Annotated in this window: 14 protein-coding genes; 13 read left to right on the top strand and 1 reads right to left on the bottom strand. The window is 73.5% G+C overall.

The features are described 5' to 3' along the window. Nucleotides 1-14 precede the first annotated feature (14 nt). The 3 genes from ACFP1K_RS28895 to gndA all read left to right on the top strand — a co-directional run bounded on the left by ACFP1K_RS28895 (nucleotide 15) and on the right by gndA (nucleotide 3,701). The gene (locus tag ACFP1K_RS28895; protein ID WP_380759107.1) at nucleotides 15-1,448 is read left to right on the top strand and encodes an LCP family protein; all 1,434 of its coding nucleotides are present in this window, start codon (nucleotides 15-17) and stop codon (nucleotides 1,446-1,448) included. Between the two features lie 54 nt (nucleotides 1,449-1,502). Then, nucleotides 1,503-2,171 (top strand): HAD family hydrolase, encoded by a 669-nt coding sequence (locus ACFP1K_RS28890; RefSeq protein ID WP_380759105.1) that lies wholly within the window; start codon nucleotides 1,503-1,505, stop codon nucleotides 2,169-2,171. 96 nt (nucleotides 2,172-2,267) lie between these two features. Continuing rightward, on the top strand, nucleotides 2,268-3,701 hold the full coding sequence (gndA, locus tag ACFP1K_RS28885) for an NADP-dependent phosphogluconate dehydrogenase (protein ID WP_380759103.1): 1,434 nt from the start codon (nucleotides 2,268-2,270) through the stop codon (nucleotides 3,699-3,701). Between the two features lie 24 nt (nucleotides 3,702-3,725). Here the strand turns inward: gndA and ACFP1K_RS28880 are convergent, their stop codons facing one another. Further along, nucleotides 3,726-4,004 carry a hypothetical protein gene (locus ACFP1K_RS28880; protein WP_380759101.1) on the bottom strand — a complete coding sequence of 93 codons (279 nt, stop codon included), beginning with the start codon at nucleotides 4,002-4,004 and terminating at the stop codon, nucleotides 3,726-3,728. Between the two features lie 185 nt (nucleotides 4,005-4,189). Here ACFP1K_RS28880 and ACFP1K_RS28875 point away from each other — a divergent pair, with 185 nt between their 5' ends. From ACFP1K_RS28875 to ACFP1K_RS28830, 10 genes are all read left to right on the top strand, one after another. Continuing rightward, nucleotides 4,190-5,434, top strand: a complete 1,245-nt coding sequence (locus tag ACFP1K_RS28875) for a helix-turn-helix domain-containing protein (RefSeq protein WP_380759099.1) — start codon at nucleotides 4,190-4,192, stop codon at nucleotides 5,432-5,434. A gap of 69 nt (nucleotides 5,435-5,503) precedes the next feature. Continuing rightward, the gene (locus ACFP1K_RS28870; protein WP_380759096.1) at nucleotides 5,504-6,340 is read left to right on the top strand and encodes an undecaprenyl-diphosphate phosphatase; all 837 of its coding nucleotides are present in this window, start codon (nucleotides 5,504-5,506) and stop codon (nucleotides 6,338-6,340) included. Nucleotides 6,341-6,425: 85 nt separating this feature from the next. Then, nucleotides 6,426-7,385 carry a 3-oxoacyl-ACP synthase III family protein gene (locus ACFP1K_RS28865; RefSeq protein WP_380759093.1) on the top strand — a complete coding sequence of 320 codons (960 nt, stop codon included), beginning with the start codon at nucleotides 6,426-6,428 and terminating at the stop codon, nucleotides 7,383-7,385. A gap of 11 nt (nucleotides 7,386-7,396) precedes the next feature. Continuing rightward, entirely contained in the window at nucleotides 7,397-8,146 is a 750-nt protein-coding gene (locus ACFP1K_RS28860; RefSeq protein ID WP_380759090.1) for a glycosyltransferase, read from the top strand. A 71-nt stretch (nucleotides 8,147-8,217) separates the two neighbouring features. Then, nucleotides 8,218-9,372, top strand: coding sequence for a cytochrome P450 (locus ACFP1K_RS28855; protein WP_380759088.1), 1,155 nt, complete (start codon nucleotides 8,218-8,220; stop codon nucleotides 9,370-9,372). Then, nucleotides 9,369-10,940 (top strand): class I adenylate-forming enzyme family protein, encoded by a 1,572-nt coding sequence (locus tag ACFP1K_RS28850; protein WP_380759086.1) that lies wholly within the window; start codon nucleotides 9,369-9,371, stop codon nucleotides 10,938-10,940. Before ACFP1K_RS28855 ends, ACFP1K_RS28850 begins: the two co-directional genes overlap by 4 nt. Further along, entirely contained in the window at nucleotides 10,937-11,860 is a 924-nt protein-coding gene (locus tag ACFP1K_RS28845; RefSeq protein ID WP_380759084.1) for an NAD-dependent epimerase/dehydratase family protein, read from the top strand. The genes ACFP1K_RS28850 and ACFP1K_RS28845 overlap by 4 nt, the downstream gene beginning before the upstream one ends. A 123-nt stretch (nucleotides 11,861-11,983) precedes the next feature. Then, nucleotides 11,984-13,159, top strand: a complete 1,176-nt coding sequence (locus ACFP1K_RS28840; RefSeq protein WP_380759082.1) for a cytochrome P450 — start codon at nucleotides 11,984-11,986, stop codon at nucleotides 13,157-13,159. Nucleotides 13,160-13,250: 91 nt separating this feature from the next. Then, nucleotides 13,251-15,641 (top strand): glycoside hydrolase family 95 protein, encoded by a 2,391-nt coding sequence (locus tag ACFP1K_RS28835; protein ID WP_380759080.1) that lies wholly within the window; start codon nucleotides 13,251-13,253, stop codon nucleotides 15,639-15,641. A gap of 141 nt (nucleotides 15,642-15,782) precedes the next feature. Beyond that, nucleotides 15,783-17,261: a serine/threonine-protein kinase gene (locus tag ACFP1K_RS28830; protein ID WP_380759078.1), complete on the top strand. Its 1,479-nt coding sequence runs from the start codon at nucleotides 15,783-15,785 to the stop codon at nucleotides 17,259-17,261. The last annotated feature ends 97 nt before the right edge of the window (nucleotides 17,262-17,358 follow it).

Raw genomic sequence — 17,358 nt, 5'->3', positions numbered from 1 at the left:
CTCTCGTGGGGATCATGAACGGCGGGCTTGTCGATGTGCGCCCGGTCGAGCCCGCGGGCGACACCGGACGGCCACCCGGCCGGGGCAGGCGCCCCTGGCTCGCGTGGGTGTGGTGCCTGGTCGCGGCGGCTCTCGGCGTCGCCGTCGCGGTCTCCGCCACGCTGGTGGGCGCCTACGTCAAGCTCAGCGGCAACATCAAGCACGACGACGTGCCGGCGGCGGACCTCGGCAACCGCCCCGCCAAGATCAGCAAGGCGCTGAACATCCTGGTGGTGGGCTCCGACACCCGCGCGGGCGCCAACATCAAGTACGGCCACCGCGAGTACGGCGAGCGCACCGACACGATTATCCTGGCCCACCTGTCCCCCGACAGGGACAACGCGCTGCTGATCAGCTTCCCGCGCGACTCACTGGTCGCGCTGCCCACCTGCCCCGCGCGCAAAGGCCTGCCGGGCCAGCGCGCCCACGTCGGCATGATCAACGAGTCGTTCAACTTCGGCGGCATCGCCTGCACCTGGAAGACCGTCGAGTCGCTCACCGGCATCCACATCGACCACTTCGCCAAGGTCGACTTCACCGGCTTCAAGAGCATGGTCAACGCCCTCGGCGGCGTCGAGATCTGCGTCCCCAAGCCCATCGACGACCCCAAGGCCATGCTGCGGCTCGCGGCGGGCCGCCAGACGGTCAAGGGCGAGCAGGCGCTCGGGTACGTCAGGGCCCGCTACAGCCTCGGCGACGGCTCGGACATCGGCCGCATCCAGCGGCAGCAGATGTTCATCGCCTCCATGGTCAAGAAGGCCATGAGCGGCGCCACCCTCACCGACCCGGGCAAGCTGTTCGGCTTCCTGGACGCGGCCACCAGGTCGGTGACGACCGACCCCGGCCTCACCGTCGGCGTGCTGAAGGACCTGGCGGCAGGCGCCCAGGGGCTCACCGCGGGCAACATCCGCTTCGTCACCACCCCGTGGCGCTACTCCCTGACCCAGCCGGGCCGGGTGGAGTGGGTGCAGCCCCAGGCCAAGCAGCTGTTCCGTCTGGTGGCCACCGACACCAAGATCAAGGGCTCGCACATCCAGACGGGCCGCCAGGGCGACGTGCCCAAGTCCAAGATCGAGGTGGTGGTGCGCAACGGCACCACCCGCGGCGGCCTCGCCGCCCAGGTCGCCGCGGCCCTGGAGCAGCGCGGCTACAGCGTCGTCAAGGTCGGCGACGCGCCCATCAAGCCGTACCCGAGGACGCAGATCAGATTCTCGGCGAACGGCAGGACCAGGGCCCCCACGCTGGCCCGCGACCTGGTCACGTCCCACTACGCCGAGGTGACCGACACCACGACCCCCCGGCTGGTGCTCGTGATCGGCGACGACTGGCAGGGCGTGAAGCCCGCCCCGGTCTCCCAGCAGGACCTCAAGGGCATCGACGCCACACAGGACTCCTGCTCGGCGGACTAGGCCCCATCACCGAGGGTACTTGCAGGTGCGGGAAGACATCGAGGACGGTGAGCGATGCGACACGGTGTGATCTTCGACCTGGACGGCACGCTGGTCGACACGAACTACCTGCACGTGGTCGCGTGGTGGGAGGGGTTCCGGCGCAGGGGACACGACGTCCTCATGGTCGACATCCACGGCGCCATCGGCCGGGCGGACCGCGCGCTGATCGACTACCTGCTCCCGTCCGTCAGCGACGAGGACGCTCAGGCGATCTCCGACACGCACGCCGCGCTGTACAAGCCCCGTCTCGACGAGGTACGGCCGGTGCGCGGCTCGGGAGAACTGATGCGCAGGCTCTCCGACGCCGGGCTGCGGGTCGTGGTGTCCACGAGCGCGCACAAGGACGACGCCGAGCGGCTGATCGGCATCACCGGCGCGGAGGACGCGGTGACGGCCGTGGTGCACGCGCAGGACGTCGAGCACTCCAAGCCCGACCCCGAGCCGGTCCGCCACGCCCTGGACAAGGCCGGCGTGTCCGCCGACCAGGCGGTCTTCGTCGGGGACAGCGTCTGGGACGCCCTGGCCGCCCGGGGCGCCGGGGTCGAGTGCGTCGCACTGCGGTCGGGCGGCATCGACACCGGCTCGCTCACGGACGCGGGCGCCCGCGCGGTGTACAAGGACTGCGCCGAGCTACTCCAGCACCTGGACCAGAGCCCCCTCGCCAGGCTCCTCACCGGTTGACCAAGTGGTAACACCCTCCGCGTAGCGTTGGCTGGTGGACATGAACCGGACCGTGGTCCGGGGCGTACTGCCGGATCAAAGGGAGGGTGATCGGATATGGCACAGCAGGCGGTCATCGGTGTCACTGGGCTCGGAGTCATGGGACGCAACCTGGCGCGCAACTTCGCGCGCCACGGATACGCGGTCGCCGTGCACAACCGGACCGAGGCCAAGACCAAGGCGCTGATGGAGGAGTTCGGCCACGAGGGAGAGTTCCTGCCCGCAGGGTCCGCCGAGGCGTTCGTCGCGTCACTGGCCCGTCCGCGCAAGATGGTGATCATGGTGCAGGCCGGCCCGGCCACCGACGCGGTGATCGAGGAGTTCGCCCCGCTGCTCGAACCGGGCGACATCCTGGTGGACGGCGGCAACGCGCACTACCTGGACACCCGGCGGCGCGAGACGGCGCTGCGCGATCGCGGCATCCACTTCGTCGGCGCGGGCATCTCCGGCGGCGAGCAGGGCGCCCTGGAGGGCCCGAGCATCATGCCCGGCGGAACGCGCGAGGCGTACGAGTCGCTCGGCCCGATCCTGGAGGACATCGCCGCCAAGGTTGACGGCGTGCCCTGCTGCGCCTACGTCGGGCCCGACGGCGCGGGCCACTTCGTCAAGATGGTGCACAACGGCATCGAGTACGCCGACATGCAGCTCATCGCGGAGTCCTACGACCTGCTGCGCACCGGCGCCAACCTGACGCCCCCGCAGATCGCCGAGGTCTTCCGCACCTGGAACACCGGCCGTCTCGACTCGTACCTCATCGACATCACCGCCGAGGTGCTGTCGCACACCGACCACGCCACCGGCGAGCCGTTCGTCGACGTCGTGGTCGACCAGGCCGAGCAGAAGGGCACCGGCCGCTGGACGGTGCAGACCGCGCTCGACCTCGGGGTGCCGGTCACCGGCATCGCCGAGGCGGTGTTCGCGCGGTCCATCTCCGGCCACGCCGACATGCGCGCGGTGGCCCGCGGGCTGTCCGGCCCGTCCGGGGCCGAGCTCGGGTCGTCCTTCGCCGACGACGTGGAGCAGGCGCTGTACGCGTCCAAGGTCGTCGCGTACGCACAGGGCTTCAACCAGATCCAGGCGGGCAGCGCCGAGTACGGCTGGGACATCGACCTCGGCGCGATGGCCACCATCTGGCGGGGCGGCTGCATCATCCGCGCCCGCTTCCTGGACCGCATCCGCGCCGCCTACGAGACGGACGCGCGGGCGGCCACCCTGTTGTCGGACGCCAACTTCGCGGCCGAGGTGGGCGCGGCGCAGGACTCCTGGCGGGACGTGGTGGTCGCCGCGACCCGGGCGGGCATCCCGGTGCCCGGCTTCGCGAGCGCGCTGTCGTACTACGACGCGCTGCGGGCCGAACGCCTGCCCGCCGCCCTGGTGCAGGGCCAGCGTGACTTCTTCGGCGCCCACACCTACCGCAGGGTCGACCGCGAGGGCGTCTACCACACCCAGTGGGAGCTGCCGGACCGCCCGGAGATCCGCACCGACGCCTGAGCGGTGCGGACGCGGACGCGCGGCTCAGGACGCGGGACCGGCCCGGTGCTCCTGCTCGGCGATCAGCCGGGCGAGGGCCTCCGGGTCGTCCGCGTCCACCGTGCGCCAGACGCCGGCGGCCTCATCGGCATCGCCGAAACTCTTTCTGGTCGCCCAGTAACGCCCCGCGTCGGACCGGAACACGCACCAACCGGACAGAGCCGGCGGGATGATCTCCACCAGGGTCTCGTCCAGTTGGTTCAGTTCGTTGAGGCGTGCGGATAAGAGGTGATGGCGGTCGGTGGCAGCCGGTGGTTCGCGCATCGGGATCAGACCTCATTACACGTCCAGGCACATGAGGCAGGCGGATCGCCGTTCACGCGCCTGCCATTTGTGCGTCATCAGGCCGCGCGAGTGGCATCCGCGCTACGGTCAGTGTGAGTGCCTGATGACGGGCTGTCACCATAGATTGCTGCCGCACCGTCATTGCCGCAACACAAGGAGTGAGCATGACGAGCGGCGCCGAGCTGCGCGCGGCCCGCAAACGCGCGGGTCTCAGCCTGGGACAGCTCGGGGAGCGCATCGGCGTCTCCGCAGGTCATCTCAGCAGGGTCGAACGAGGTACCCGCGAGGTGACACCGGCACTGCTTCACCGCTACGAGCAGGCCGTTGGCGCGCTGCCCGATCCCGCCGGCATGCCGGAAACCCCCGATGCCGACACCGCCGAAATGGGTACCGTCGATGACATGAAGCGACGGGGCCTACTCTCGGTCATCGCGGCCGCCTCGGTGGGGGTCGCGGGCGGCGAGCCGCTCTCCCGCCTGCTCGACGGCCTGTCCGCACGCCCGCCTTCCCGTGTGGGCCTCTCCGAGGTCGAGGCGGTCGAGGCCGCGGCCGACCTCGCCATGCGGATGGACCTATCCAAGGGTGGCGGCGCGGCGGTGGCGATGGCGCGCGGCACCCTCGAATGGGCCGTCATGCTGCGTGACCAGCCGATGGCCACCCCCACCCGGGAGCGGCTCGGCTCGGCCATCGGGTTGCTCGCCGACCGGCTCGGCTGGGCGACCTACGACCAGGGCCAGCTGGAGCAGGCGACGCGTCTGCTCACCTTCGCCCTCGACTCGGCGGCCCGCGGCGCCGACCGCGACCTTCGCGCGCACGCCATGCTCGACCTCTCGGTGGTCTGCGCCGACCTCGGCCGCCCCCGGGACGGCGTCGAGATCCTGCGCCTGGCCCTCGGCGACGAACGCGTCTCCAGCGCGGAACGCGCGAACGTCCATGCCGTGGCGGCCCGCCACTGCGCGACGGCCGGGGACCGCGTCGCCGGGCTGCGCCACATCGCCCTCGCCGAAGAGGCCCTGGCCCGCGGCGAGCCCGTCCCCGCGCACGACGCGGTGCCCGCGTGGGCGCGCCACATCACCGTCTCACCCGGCCACCACGACAGCGCCATCGGCCTCGCGCTGTTCCAGCTCGGCGACGACCGGCGGGCCAGGGAACGGCTGACGTCCGCCGTGGACCGCTTCGGCCCCACCCGCACCCGCACCGGCCTGCGCTGCCAGACCCGCCTCGCGGTGCTGCGCGCGCGGGAGGGCGACCGGGAGGGCGCCGCCGACCAGGCCAGGCGCGCGGTCTGGCTGGCCGCCGACGTGCGGTCCATGCGCGTCACCAAAGACCTGCACATGATGATCGCGGGCGTGCTCGAGTGCGGCATGATCGATCTCGCCCGCGAGCTGTCGTCCGGCATCCGCGCCTGACCCGCCCCCGCTTTCGATAGCCTCGCCCTGCCGCCGCGCCGCGGCGCCGTATCCGCACGTTCCCGGAAGGTGTGTTCATTGATCGGCTGGTTTGAGGCGCTCGTGCTCGGCCTCGTGCAGGGACTGACCGAGTTCCTGCCCATCTCGTCCAGCGCGCACATCCGCGTGGTCTCCGCGTTCTTCGGCTGGGAAGACCCGGGCGCCGCGTTCACCGCCGTCATCCAGCTCGGCACCGAGACCGCGGTACTGATCTACTTCCGCAAGCGCATCTGGGACATCATCTCCACCTGGACCCGCTCGCTGTGGACCCCGGAGCTGCGTGAGTTCCCGGCGGCCCGCATGGGGTGGTACGTCATCGCGGGCAGCGTGCCGATCGCGGTGCTCGGCCTCACCTTCAAGGACCAGATCGAGACCACCGTGCGGGACCTGCGCCTGGTGGGCGCCTGCCTGATCGTCTTCGGCCTGCTGCTCGCCGTGGCCGACCGCATGGCCCGCAACGAGCTCACCCTGGACAAGAACCTCAACCTGCCGCACGCCGTGACCTACGGCCTGGCGCAGTCGCTGGCCCTGATCCCCGGGGTGTCCCGCTCCGGCGGCACGACCGGGGCCGGCCTGCTGCTCGGCTACCGGCGCGAGGAGGCGGCGGAGTACTCCTTCCTGCTCGCCATCCCCGCGGTGCTGATGTCCGGCCTGCTGGAGCTGTTCGAGATCGGCGACGGGGCGGCCCCCGCCTGGGGCCCGACCATCCTCGCCACCATCGTGTCGTTCGCAGTCGGTTACGCGGCCATCGCCTGGTTCCTGCGCTACATCAGCACCCACCGTTTCACGCCGTTCATCGTCTACCGGGTGGCCCTCGGCATCGTGATCGTCGCGGCGGTCGGCCTCGGCTGGATCCCGGCCGGGTGACCTTCGTCTGCACCGCCCGCTGATCTGCTTATTTAGGTAGATTTCCCGGCACAGGGGGATTCGTCAGGTCATCACGGGGGGCGCCATGTGGGCCCGCATCTCAGCTGTCTCTACCTACCTGCCCGAACGCACGCTGACCAGTGCCGAGGTGGAGGCGCGGATCGACGGCTACGTCCCGCGCCGCGGCATCGTCGAGCGCCTGACGGGCATCCGGCGGCGGCACCTCGCCGAGCCGGACGAGCAGGCGTCCGACCTCGCCGCCGCCGCGGCGCGCGGCCTCGACCACCGGGACGCCGACCTGCTCATCTTCGCGTCGGCGTCCCAGGACATGGTGGAACCGGCCACCGCCCACATGGTCGCGGCCAGGCTCGGCCTGTCCTGCCCGGTGTTCGACGTCAAGAACGCCTGCAACAGCCTGCTGAACGGCGTCCAGGTGGCGGAGGCGCTGATCCGCACCGGCGCGCACCGCACCGTCCTCGTCTGCACCGGTGAGGTGCCCTCCCGGGCCGTGCGCTGGCGCGTGTCCGGCCGGGCCCAGTTCATCGAAGCCTTCGCGGGCTACACCCTGTCCGACGCCGGGGCCGCCGTGCTGGTCACCGCCGACCCCGGGCGCGGCATCTTCTACCGCGACTTCCGCGCCGACTCCACCGCCTGGGCGATCGGCACCCTGCCCGGCGGCGGCTCCGCCCACCCGCGCGACCCCGAGCATTCCTATTTCCGCGGTGACGGGCGGCGGCTGCGGGAGGCGTTCGAGCTGGCCGGCCCGGAGATCTTCCTGGACGCCCTGAAGCGCACCGGCCTGACCTGGGAGGACTTCTCGCTGGTGGCCGTTCATCAGGTCGCGGTGCCCTACCTGGACGCGCTGGTGCGGATCCTCGGCATCCCGCGCGACCGCCTGGTGGTGACGCTGCCCGAGCACGGCAACTGCGCCTCGGCCAGCCTGCCGCTCCAGCTCCACGCGGGCGGCGCCGGGCCCGGCGACCGGGTGGCGTTGCTCGGCCTCGGCGGCGGCATCAGTCTCGGCGTGCTGTTCGCGGACCTGTGAGGGGTGGCGCCATGGACCTGTGGGTGATCGTCCCGGCCTACAACGAGGCCAAGGGCATCGAGGCGACCCTGCGCGCGCTGGAGGCGCAGGACGACCCCGGCTTCACGCTCGTCGTGGTGGACAACACGAGCACCGACGGCACCGGCGACGTCGTGCGGGCCTACGCCGGGACCTCCCGCATGACGATCGAGGTGATCCCCGAGCCACGCAAGGGCACCGGCGCCGCCGCCGACACCGGCATGCGGCACGCCATCGCGCGCGGCGCCACCCACCTGGCGAGGACGGACGCCGACTGCCTGCCGCGGCCCGACTGGGTGCGGCAGGTCAGGCGGGCCTTCGGCGACGGCCTGGAGATGGTCGGCGGGCTGCTGCGCCCGCGCACCGACGAGTTCCCGCTCAAGATGTGGGAGCGCCGGCTGATCCCGTTCCTGGTCGGGGTGGCCGCCGCCTTCGGCCGCTTCCGGCCGGGCAACCGCGATCCCGCCTACCTCGGGCCGTACGTCATGATGCCCGGCGCCACCGTGGCCATCACCGCCGGGCTGTACGAGCGGGCCGGCGGCTTCCCGCGCGCGGCCATCGAGGAGGTGCACGAGGACCGCGCGCTGGTCAACCGGGTGCGCAGGCTCACCCCGGCGTACGCCACGCGGCGCGACGTCGTGGTGTACGGCTCGGTGCGGCGCCTGCGCGCGTACGGCCTGGCGGGCACGCTCGCCTGGTACGCCGACCACCACTACCACCCCGACGTCATCGACATCCGCTGATCCCTCGGCCGTCTCCCTCAGTCTCTCCCCCGTCTCTCCCTGTCTCCCCCTGTCTCCTCTGGACGTTTCCCGTGAATCATGAGACGCGCCTCCATCTGGCGGCGCACCCGCTGGCGTACCCGCTGGTGCGGGCGCTCGCCCGGCTCGGGCCGGTGGTGCGGGTGCCCGGGATCGGGGTGGTGGTCAGCGACGCCGCCACCGCGCGGGCCGTGCTCATGGACCAGGCGTTCCGCAAGGACGGCCCCGGCTCGCCCGGCGACCTGTGGACCCCGGTGCTCGGGCCGTCGGTGCTGCTCAACATGGAGGGCGAGGCGCACACGGCGCTGCGGCGCAGGCTCGCCCCCCTGTTCACCCCCGACGCGGTGGCGTCCCTGGTGTCGGGGGTCCTCGCCGGGCCGCTCGGCGAGCTGTCGGCGCGGCTCGGGCGCGGCGAGACGGTCGACCTGGCGGACGAGATGCGGCTGATGGCCGGGGCCGTGATCTGCCGGGTGATCGGGATGGGCGAGGTGTCCGCCGCGGACGCCCGCGCCCTGTTCGCCGACGGGGAGCGGGTCGTGTCCATGGTGTCGCTGCGCTCCCGTGGCCTCGGCCCCCGCCAGATCGCGGTCGCCCGCCGGGTGCTCGACCGGGTCGGCGGCATCGCCGCCGCGGCGTACGAGGCCGGGGACGAGGCGACGGTCATGGGCCGCATGCGCTCGCTCGGTCTGTCCGCCGCCGAGGCGCGCGGCGCGGCGGGCGCCTTCTTCCTCACCGGCACCGAGACCGTGGCGTCCTTCGTCCCCCGCCTCGTCGCCCTCCTGCACGACGGCGGGATCCGGCCGGGCGGCGACCTCGGCCGCCTCGTCGAGGAGGCCCTGCGCTACACCACGCCCACCCCCGTGATGCTGCGCTCGGTCGCCGCCCCGTCGCGCGTCGGCCGGGTCGCCGTGCGCCCCGGCGACCGGGTCGTCCTCGCCACCCTGAACTGCACCCGTGCGTACGGCCCGTTCGACCCATCCCGCCGCCATCCGCCCGAACTGCGCCGCCTGTGGTTCGGCGCCGGCCCTCACTTCTGCATCGGCTACCCGCTCGCCCTGGCGGAGATCCGCGCGGTCGCCGAGGTCCTGCTCGCCCACGACGTCCGGGTGGTGCGCCGCCGCCCCGCCCGGCGCGTGCTCCTGCCCGCTTACCGGCACCTGTGGATAAAGAGCCGGGCATCCGGCGAGGGCGAGAGGAGAAGGCAATGAGCCGTGACGTGGTGAGCGGAGTGCTGACGGCGGCCGGGCGTGGGCCGGAGAAGCGGGCGGTGGTGGACGGACGGGGCCGGGTGCTGACCTACGGGGAGCTGGCCGGCCGGGTCCGGACGGTCTCCCGGGCCATGGCGGGCCTGCGGCCGGGGAACGCGGTGCTGTTCGCGGTGCGGCCCGGCCCGGACGCGGTGGCGCTCGCGCTCGGCGCCGTCGCCGCCGGGGGGATGCTCGTGCTCGCCGACCCGGGCCTGGCCCCGGCCGCCGCCGCGGCGCGCCTGGCCCGCGCCCGTCCCGCGTGGGTGGTGGCCGACTCGGTGGCCTACACCCTCAGCGGCCCGCTACGCGGCCTCGCCCGCCGCCGCGGCCTGTCCCTTCCCCGCCTGCGCGACCCGGTCCCCGGCCACCCGGTCCGCCACCTGACCACCGGCCCCTGGCTCCCCGGCGTCCCCGCGGGCGCCCTCCACCTCCACCGCCTGCCACCGGTCGCACCCGCGGCCCCCCTGCCGGAGGACCGTCCCACCGCCGTACCGCCCGGAGGCGGGAAGGAGCGGCCCTCCGCGGACCCCGCCGTCGCATCGCCGGGAGGGGAGGAGGAGTGGCCGGCCGTGGTGGCGTTCACGTCGGGGACGACGGGGATGCCGCGCGGGGTGGTGCACACCCGGGGATCGCTGGCGGAGGGGGCGGCGCTGTTCCTCGGCGCCGTGCCGCTCGTACCCGGGGACGTCGTGCACACCGACCAGCTCATGCTGGGGCTGCCCACGCTGATGGCGGGGGCCACGTGGTCGCTGCCCGGGACCCGGCCGCTCGCCGAGGAACTGGCCGAACGCGCGGCGACCCACGCGTTCTGCGTCCCCGCCCGCCTGGACGCGGCGCTGCGCGTGGCGCCCGCGCTGCCCGGCACGCTGCGGTGCCTGCTGCTCGGCACGGCCCCCTCGCCGCCCGCCGTCCTGCGCCGGGCCCGCGCCGCCGCGCCCGGCGCGCGGGTGTTCTCGGTGTACGCGACCACCGAGGCGCTGCCGATCGCGATCGCCTCGGCCGAGGAGAAGCTCAGCGTGACCGAGGGCGACCTGCTCGGCCGCCCGCTGCCCGGCGTGGGCACCCGGATCGCCGCCGACGGCGAGTTGTTCGTCTCGGGGCCGCATCTGGCGCGGTCGTACCTCGGGGAGCCGCCGATGGCGGAGGTGGCGACCGGCGACCTGGCGCGGCTGGACGGCCGGGGACGGCTGGTGCTGCTCGGCAGGAAGAAGGACATGATCATCCGGGACGGCGTGAACATCTACCCGGGCCTGTACGAGCCCGCGGTGGCCGCGCTCCCCGAGGTGGCCGAGGCCGCCCTCCTCGGCGTCCCCGACCCCGAGACCGGCGACGAGGAGGTCGTGCTGGCCGTCGTCCCCGGCCCGTGCTTCGCCCTCGCCAGGCTGCGCGCCGCCCTCCCCGACATCGTCGACGCGGGCGCGCTGCCCGACCGCGTCGCCGTCCTGCCCGAGTTCCCCCGCACGGGCCGCTCCGCCAAGCTCGACCGCGACCGGTTGCGCGCCCTCGTCCGCGAGGAGGGCGCCCGATGAGGGTGGCCGTGACCGGCGCCTCGGGCTTCGTCGGCGGGGCCGTGTGGCGCGCGGCGGCGCAGCGGGGCTGGCAGGTGCACGCCTTCGGGCGCAGGTCGCGGGACAGGCTGGGAGATCGGCCCCCGGGCCTCTACCGGTCGTGGGACGTCACGGGGCCGGTGCCCGGCGATCTTCCCGAGGTGGACGCGGTGATCCACTGCGCGGGCGGGGTGTCGGACTGGGGGCCGGCGGCGGAGATCGTCAGGGTCAACGTCGCGGGGACCCTGGCGGTGCGCCGGGCGTTCCCGGGCGTCCGGTTCGTGCACGTCAGCACGGCGAGCGTGTACGACCCGTTCCGCCCGACGGTGATGGCGCGGGAGGACGAGCGCCCGGCCCGCCGGTACGTCAACGCCTACGGCGCGTCCAAGGCGCGGGCCGAAGAGGTGGTGCGGGGGACGGCGGTGGTGCTGAGGCCGCACGCGGTGTACGGGCCGGGGGATCCGGTGCTGCTGCCCCGGGTGCTGCGCGCGGTGCGGGGACGGCGGCTGTTCGCGGTGGGGGACGGGCGGCAGCGGATCAGCCTGACGTCCGTGGGCAACCTGGCGCGGGCGTGCCTGCTGGCGGCCGGGGGCCCGGTGGCGGCGGGGGTGTTCAACATCGCCGACGCCGAGCCGGTGACCCTCGACGACGCGCTGCGCGCCGTCCTCCGGGAGCGGGGCATCGACGCCCGGCCGTGCTACCTGCCCGCCGGGCCCGCGACGGCGCTGGCGGTCGCGGCCGAGGCGGCGTTTCGCGCGGCGCGGCGCCCGCACCCGCCGACCCTGACGCGGTACGCCGTCGGGCACCTGGCCGTGGAGCGCACCCTGGACATCTCGGCGGCACGCGAACGGCTGGGCTACGACCCGGCGCCGACCTCCTTCGCCGGGGCGGCACGCTGGTGAACTACCCACTGTTAATCCCAATCATCACTATTAGTCATGACATGTCTTGACCACCATGGTTGCGTTCGCGTTCGCCCGGTGCGACCGTCGTAGAAAGCCCGCACGAGAGAAGGGGCGCGCGCCGTGTCCGATCTCCCTCAGCTCCCGTTCACCCGGCGTCATCCGCTCCACGTACCGCCCGAGTACCGGCAACTGCGCGCGGACGGCCCGATCACCCGGGTCCGCACCCAGGCCGGGGACGAGGCCTGGCTGGTCACCGGGTACGAGGAGGTGCGCGCCCTGCTCGCCGACCCGAGGCTCGGCCGCTCGCATCCGGCGCCGGACACCGCGGCACGCGTCTCGGGCTCGGTGCTGCTCGGCGGGCCGAGCGGCGACTTCGCGACCGAGCGCCGCGACCACGAGCGGATGCGCAAACTGCTGGTCCCCGCCTTCTCCGCGCGCCGCATGCAGGCCCTCGCCGGCCACGTGCAGGACCTGGTCGACGGGCTGCTCGACGAGATGGCCGCCAAGACGCCGCCGGTCGACCTGCACGCGTACTTCTCGTTCCCGCTGCCCGCGCTGGTGATCTGCGAGCTGCTCGGCGTGCCGTACCAGGACCGCGACCTGTTCCAGTCGCTGGCCGACGGCATGACCAACGTGCTAGACCCGGTCGCGGCCCGGGCCGCCAAGGCCGAGCTCGGCGCCTACATCGGCGAGCTGCTGGAGGAGAAGCGCCGACGTCCCGCCGACGACGTGTTCTCCGACCTCGCGGGCCTTTCGGCGACCCACGGGCAGATCGCCGACCTCGGCGCGGCCCTGCTGTTCGCCGGGCACGAGACCACGGTCAACCGCATCGACTTCGGCGTGCTCCACCTGCTGGGCGACCGTGCCCAGTGGGAGGCGCTGGCCGCCGACCCCTCCCGCGCCCCGGCCGTGGTGGAGGAGATCCTGCGGATGGCGGCGCCGTCCGACCACGGGCTGGTGCGGTACGCCAGGGAGGACATGGAGTTCGGCGGCGCGACGATCAGGCGCGGCGACGCCGTGGTGGTCAGCACCACGGCCGCCAACCGCGACGAGCGCGTCTACGCCGACCCGGACGTGTTCGACACCGAGCGGGCGGCGGCGGACCCGCACATCGCGTTCGGCTACGCGCGGTACTACTGCATCGGGGCCAGCCTCGCGAGGGTCGAGCTGCGCGCGGTGTTCGAGACGCTGCCGCGGCGGTTCCCCGGGCTGGAGCTCGCGGCCCCGCTGGACGGCCTGCGGCGGCGGACGGGGAGGCTGACGGGCGGCTTCGTCGAAGTGCCGGTGACCTGGTGAGCGGCGGCACGCCAACACTTACTTCATTTCATCACTCATTCTGATTCACCCCGTTAGGATCTGGTTCGATCATCAGTCTGAGCGGGGAGAGATGCTGACCCTGTGGTACGACCGTCCCGCGGACGGGCCTGACGAGCACGGCTCGTGGGAACGGCTGGCCCTGCCGATCGGCAACGGCAGGCTCGGGGCGATGGTCTTCGGGCGGCTCGGCCACGAGCGCCTGGCCCTCAACGAGAGCACCCTGTGGACCGGCGGCCCCGGCTCCGCGGACGCCGGGGGCGCGTACCGCTCCGGCGACTGGCCCTCGCCCCGGCCGGACGCGCTCGCCGAGGCCAGGCGGCGGATCGCCGAGGACGGACGCCTGGAACCCGAGGAGGCCGTCCGCCTGCTCGGCAACCCCCACGAGCAGAACGGGCACATCCCGGGCTTCGGCGCCTACCAGCCGCTCGGCGACCTGCTGCTGACCGTGGACACGCCGGGCGAGGTCACCGGCTACCGCCGCGCGCTCGACCTCTCCACCGCGATCGCCTCGGTGGAGTACACCGCCGGCGGGACGCGGTTCACCAGGGAGCACTTCGCGAGCAACCCGGCCCAGGTCGTCGTGGTCCGGCTCGCCGCCGACCGCCCCGGCGGGGTGAGCGTGACGGTGCGGACGTCACGGGAGGCCACGGCGCGCGCCGGGCGGCTGACCTTCCGCGGGGCGCTGGACGACAACGGGCTGGTGTTCGAGGGCCAGGTCCAGGTCCTGGCCGAGGGCGGCGAGCGCACGGACCTTCCCGGCGCGGTGGCGGTGCGCGGCGCGGACGCCGTGACGCTGGTGGCGTCGGCGGGCACCGACTACGCGCAGGTTCACCCCGCCTACCGCGGCCCCCACCCGCACGATGAGGTCACTCGATGGGTGGACCGGGCCGCCGCCCGCGGCTTCGCGGCGCTGCGGGCCGAGCACGCCGCCGACCACGGCCGCCTGTTCGGCCGGGTGCGGCTCGACCTCGGCGGCGCGGGCGCCGAGGCGCTGCCCACCGACCGGGCGGTGGCGGCGTACGGCTCGGGCGGGCCGGGTGACCGGGCCCTGGAGACGCTGCTGTTCGCCTACGGCCGGTACCTTCTCGTCGCGGCGTCCCGCGCGGACTCGCCGCTGCCCGCCAACCTGCAGGGACTGTGGAACGACAGCCCGGACCCGCCGTGGAACTGCGACTGGCACACCAACATCAACGTGCAGATGAACTACTGGCCGGCCGAGGTCACCGCTCTGCACGAGTGCGCCGAGCCGCTGGTGCGCTTCGTCGAGGCGCTGCGCCCGCCGGGCCGCCGCACCGCCAAGGAGATGTTCGGCGCGTCGGGGTGGGTGGTCCACCAGAACACCAACCCGTTCGGTTTCACCGGAGTGCACGACTGGCCGACCTCCTTCTGGTTCCCCGAGGCCGCGGCCTGGCTGGTCCAGCACGTCTACGAGCACTACCTGTTCGGCGGCGACGACGGCTTCCTGCGCGACCGCGCCTTCCCGCTGCTGCGCGAGACGGCGGACTTCTGGCTCGACGTGCTGGCCGAGCGGGACGACGGCTGGGTCGTCTCGCCCAGCCACTCGCCCGAGCACGGGCCGTTCACCGCGGGCGCCGCCGCGTCCCAGCAGATCGTGTGGGACCTGCTGGCCAACACCGCCGAGGCGGCGGACCTGCTCGGCACCGACCCCGGGTACCGCGTCCTCCGTGCCCTCGCCGAGTTGGACGAGGGCCTGCGCGTCGGCGCGGCCGGGCAGCTCCAGGAGTGGCGCGAGGACCTCGCCGACCCGCGTGAGGGCCACCGCCACGTGTCCCACCTGTTCGCGCTGCACCCCGGGCGGCGGATCAGGCCGTGCACGCGGCTCGGCGAGGCCGCGCGGGTGACGCTGGAGACGCGGGGCGACGACGGCCCCGGCTGGAGCCGCGCCTGGAAGGTGAACCTGTGGGCGCGGCTGCTGGACGGCGACCGGGCGCACCGCCTGCTGGCCGGGCAGCTGCTGCACTCCACGCTGCCCAACTTGTGGAGCACCCATCCGCCGTTCCAGATCGACGGCAACCTCGGCGCGACCGCCGGGATCGCCGAGATGCTGCTGCAGAGCCACTGCGGGGTGATCGACGTGCTCCCCGCGCTGCCGGCCGCGTGGCCGGACGGCTCGTTCGACGGCCTGCGCGCGCGTGGCGGGTTCACGGTCGGCGCGACCTGGCGGGACGGCGAGCTGACCGAGGCGCGTATCACCCCGGACCGGGGCACCGAGGTCCGCGTGCGCAACCTCGCCTTCCTCGGCGGCTGCCGCGTCGAGATCCGCGACGTCCCCCTTGCCGCCACCCCCTCCGCCGCCACACTCCCTGGCGACACGCCGCCCGGCATCGCGCCGTACGGCGGTCCGGCGGTGCCGGTCGCCGTCGCCGTCGTGCCGTGTGACGACGACACCGCCGTGTTCACGGCGTCCGCCGGTCGCACCTACGTGGTCGTGCCCGCCTGAGTCCCGCCGCGCACCGGCTCCGTGAAGCATCTTCGCGTTGCGTACACGGGCCTGTGCGGTTGGAGCGCGCTAACGAGGCGATTATGGGAGACTTCCGATCTGCTGCATATCTTCGCTAAGCCCGCGAAGGGGCATTTTCCGATGGGCACTCCTGGCCAACTGATCGTCAAGCGCTACCGTCTGGTGCGAGCACTGGGTCAGGGCGGCATGGGCATGGTCTGGGAAGGGCACGACACGCTCCTGGACCGGCCGGTGGCGGCCAAGGAAGTGCTCGTACCGCCCAAGCTCAGCACCCGGCAGCGCCTGGACATGATCCATCGCACCTCCCGCGAGGCCCGCACCGCCGCCAAGCTCCACCATCGGAACATCGTCTCCGTCTTCGACGTGGCCGAGGAGGACGGCCAGCCCTGGATCATCATGGAGATGGTCCCGTCCCGGTCGCTCGACCGGGTCATCGCGGGCGAGGGCCCGCTGTCGGTGACCCGCGCCGCCGTCATCGCCTCCCAGGTGCTCACCGCGCTCTCCGTGGCGCACGCCGCGGACGTCGTGCACAGGGACGTCAAACCGGCCAACATCCTCATCGGCTACGACGGCCGGGTGGTGCTCAGCGACTTCGGCATCGCGACCAGCATGAGCGACCCGCACGCGCAGCACAGCGGGACCGTCGGCTCGCCGGGCTTCCTCGCGCCGGAACGCCAGGCCGGGGCGCCCGCCGCGCCCGCCGGCGACCTGTGGTCGCTCGGCGCGACGCTCTTCGCGATGGTGGTGTGCCGCCCGCCGTTCGACGGCGACATGGGGCCGCTCGCCACGCTGCTCACCAAGGACGCCGAGTTCGCCAAGGCCCCCGCCGAGCTGCGCCCGGTCATCACCGGCCTGCTCGCCAAGGACCCCGCCAAGCGGATGGGCGCCGAGGAGGCCAAACGGCTGCTCGACGCCGTCGCGTCCCCCGAGCCCGAGCCGGAGCGCCCGCAGCGCGCCACCGGGCGCGCCAAGATGCTGGCCGGCGTGGTGGCGGCCGCGGTGCTCGCCGGCACCGTCGGCGGCTGGGCCGTGCTGCGCCCCGACAGCGCCGCGACCGCCGGCCCCGTCCCGACCGCCCCCGCGCCGGACGTCGCCTCGCCGCTCGCCGTGCCGAACGTCACCCCCTCGCCCACCCCCAGCCGGTTGAAGCTGAAGTGGCACGACGGGGAGGGCTGGAGGGCCGGGGTGCCCCGCGGGTGGCGGCTGGTCAGCCGGGACGGCACCTTCACCTGGTCCGAGCCCGCCGGGACCGCGTACCTCAGCGTGTCGGTCTCCCCCCTCGCGGGGCGGGATCCGCTGGCCCTGCTCCAGGAGACCGAGACCGCGTTGTCCGCCGAGGTCCGCAAGTACCGCCGCGTCCGGCTGGAGAAGGTGCCGGGCAAGGACGTGACGGCCGAGTGGGAGAGCACCTGGACCGGCCCGGGGTACCACGGCTGGGCGGTCAAGGGCGTCGCCTACCACGAGACGCAACGCATCATCGTGAACGGCGACCGCGTGAGCGTCGTCGGCTGGGTGACCACCCGCTCGGAGTGGCGGCACCTCACCCCCACCATGAAGGCGATCTTCAAGTACTACAGGCCGGCGCAGCCACCCGCCTGACACCCGGTCGCTGACCTGGGAAAAATCCCCGATCCTCCGCGTGGAACCGCCGCGGTCGTGGCATGATGATGCCACCGTACTTGCAATGGTTTTCGTT

This window comes from Sphaerisporangium aureirubrum, assembly GCF_042658925.1.
GTDB lineage: Bacteria > Actinomycetota > Actinomycetes > Streptosporangiales > Streptosporangiaceae > Sphaerisporangium > Sphaerisporangium aureirubrum.
This window is presented reverse-complemented; position numbering and strand designations above follow the sequence as displayed.

Bases quoted from the DNA above. Each gene is read 5' to 3' on its own strand.
- ACFP1K_RS28890 (WP_380759105.1), top strand. From the start codon at position 1,503: ATGCGACACGGTGTGATCTTCGACCTGGACGGCACGCTGGTCGACACG.
- ACFP1K_RS28875 (WP_380759099.1), top strand. From the start codon at position 4,190: ATGACGAGCGGCGCCGAGCTGCGCGCGGCCCGCAAACGCGCGGGTCTC.
- ACFP1K_RS28860 (WP_380759090.1), top strand. From the start codon at position 7,397: ATGGACCTGTGGGTGATCGTCCCGGCCTACAACGAGGCCAAGGGCATC.
- gndA (WP_380759103.1), top strand. From the start codon at position 2,268: ATGGCACAGCAGGCGGTCATCGGTGTCACTGGGCTCGGAGTCATGGGA.
- ACFP1K_RS28850 (WP_380759086.1), top strand. From the start codon at position 9,369: ATGAGCCGTGACGTGGTGAGCGGAGTGCTGACGGCGGCCGGGCGTGGG.
- ACFP1K_RS28865 (WP_380759093.1), top strand. From the start codon at position 6,426: ATGTGGGCCCGCATCTCAGCTGTCTCTACCTACCTGCCCGAACGCACG.
- ACFP1K_RS28830 (WP_380759078.1), top strand. From the start codon at position 15,783: ATGGGCACTCCTGGCCAACTGATCGTCAAGCGCTACCGTCTGGTGCGA.
- ACFP1K_RS28845 (WP_380759084.1), top strand. From the start codon at position 10,937: ATGAGGGTGGCCGTGACCGGCGCCTCGGGCTTCGTCGGCGGGGCCGTG.
- ACFP1K_RS28880 (WP_380759101.1), bottom strand. From the start codon at position 4,004: ATGCGCGAACCACCGGCTGCCACCGACCGCCATCACCTCTTATCCGCA.
- ACFP1K_RS28835 (WP_380759080.1), top strand. From the start codon at position 13,251: ATGCTGACCCTGTGGTACGACCGTCCCGCGGACGGGCCTGACGAGCAC.
- ACFP1K_RS28895 (WP_380759107.1), top strand. From the start codon at position 15: ATGAACGGCGGGCTTGTCGATGTGCGCCCGGTCGAGCCCGCGGGCGAC.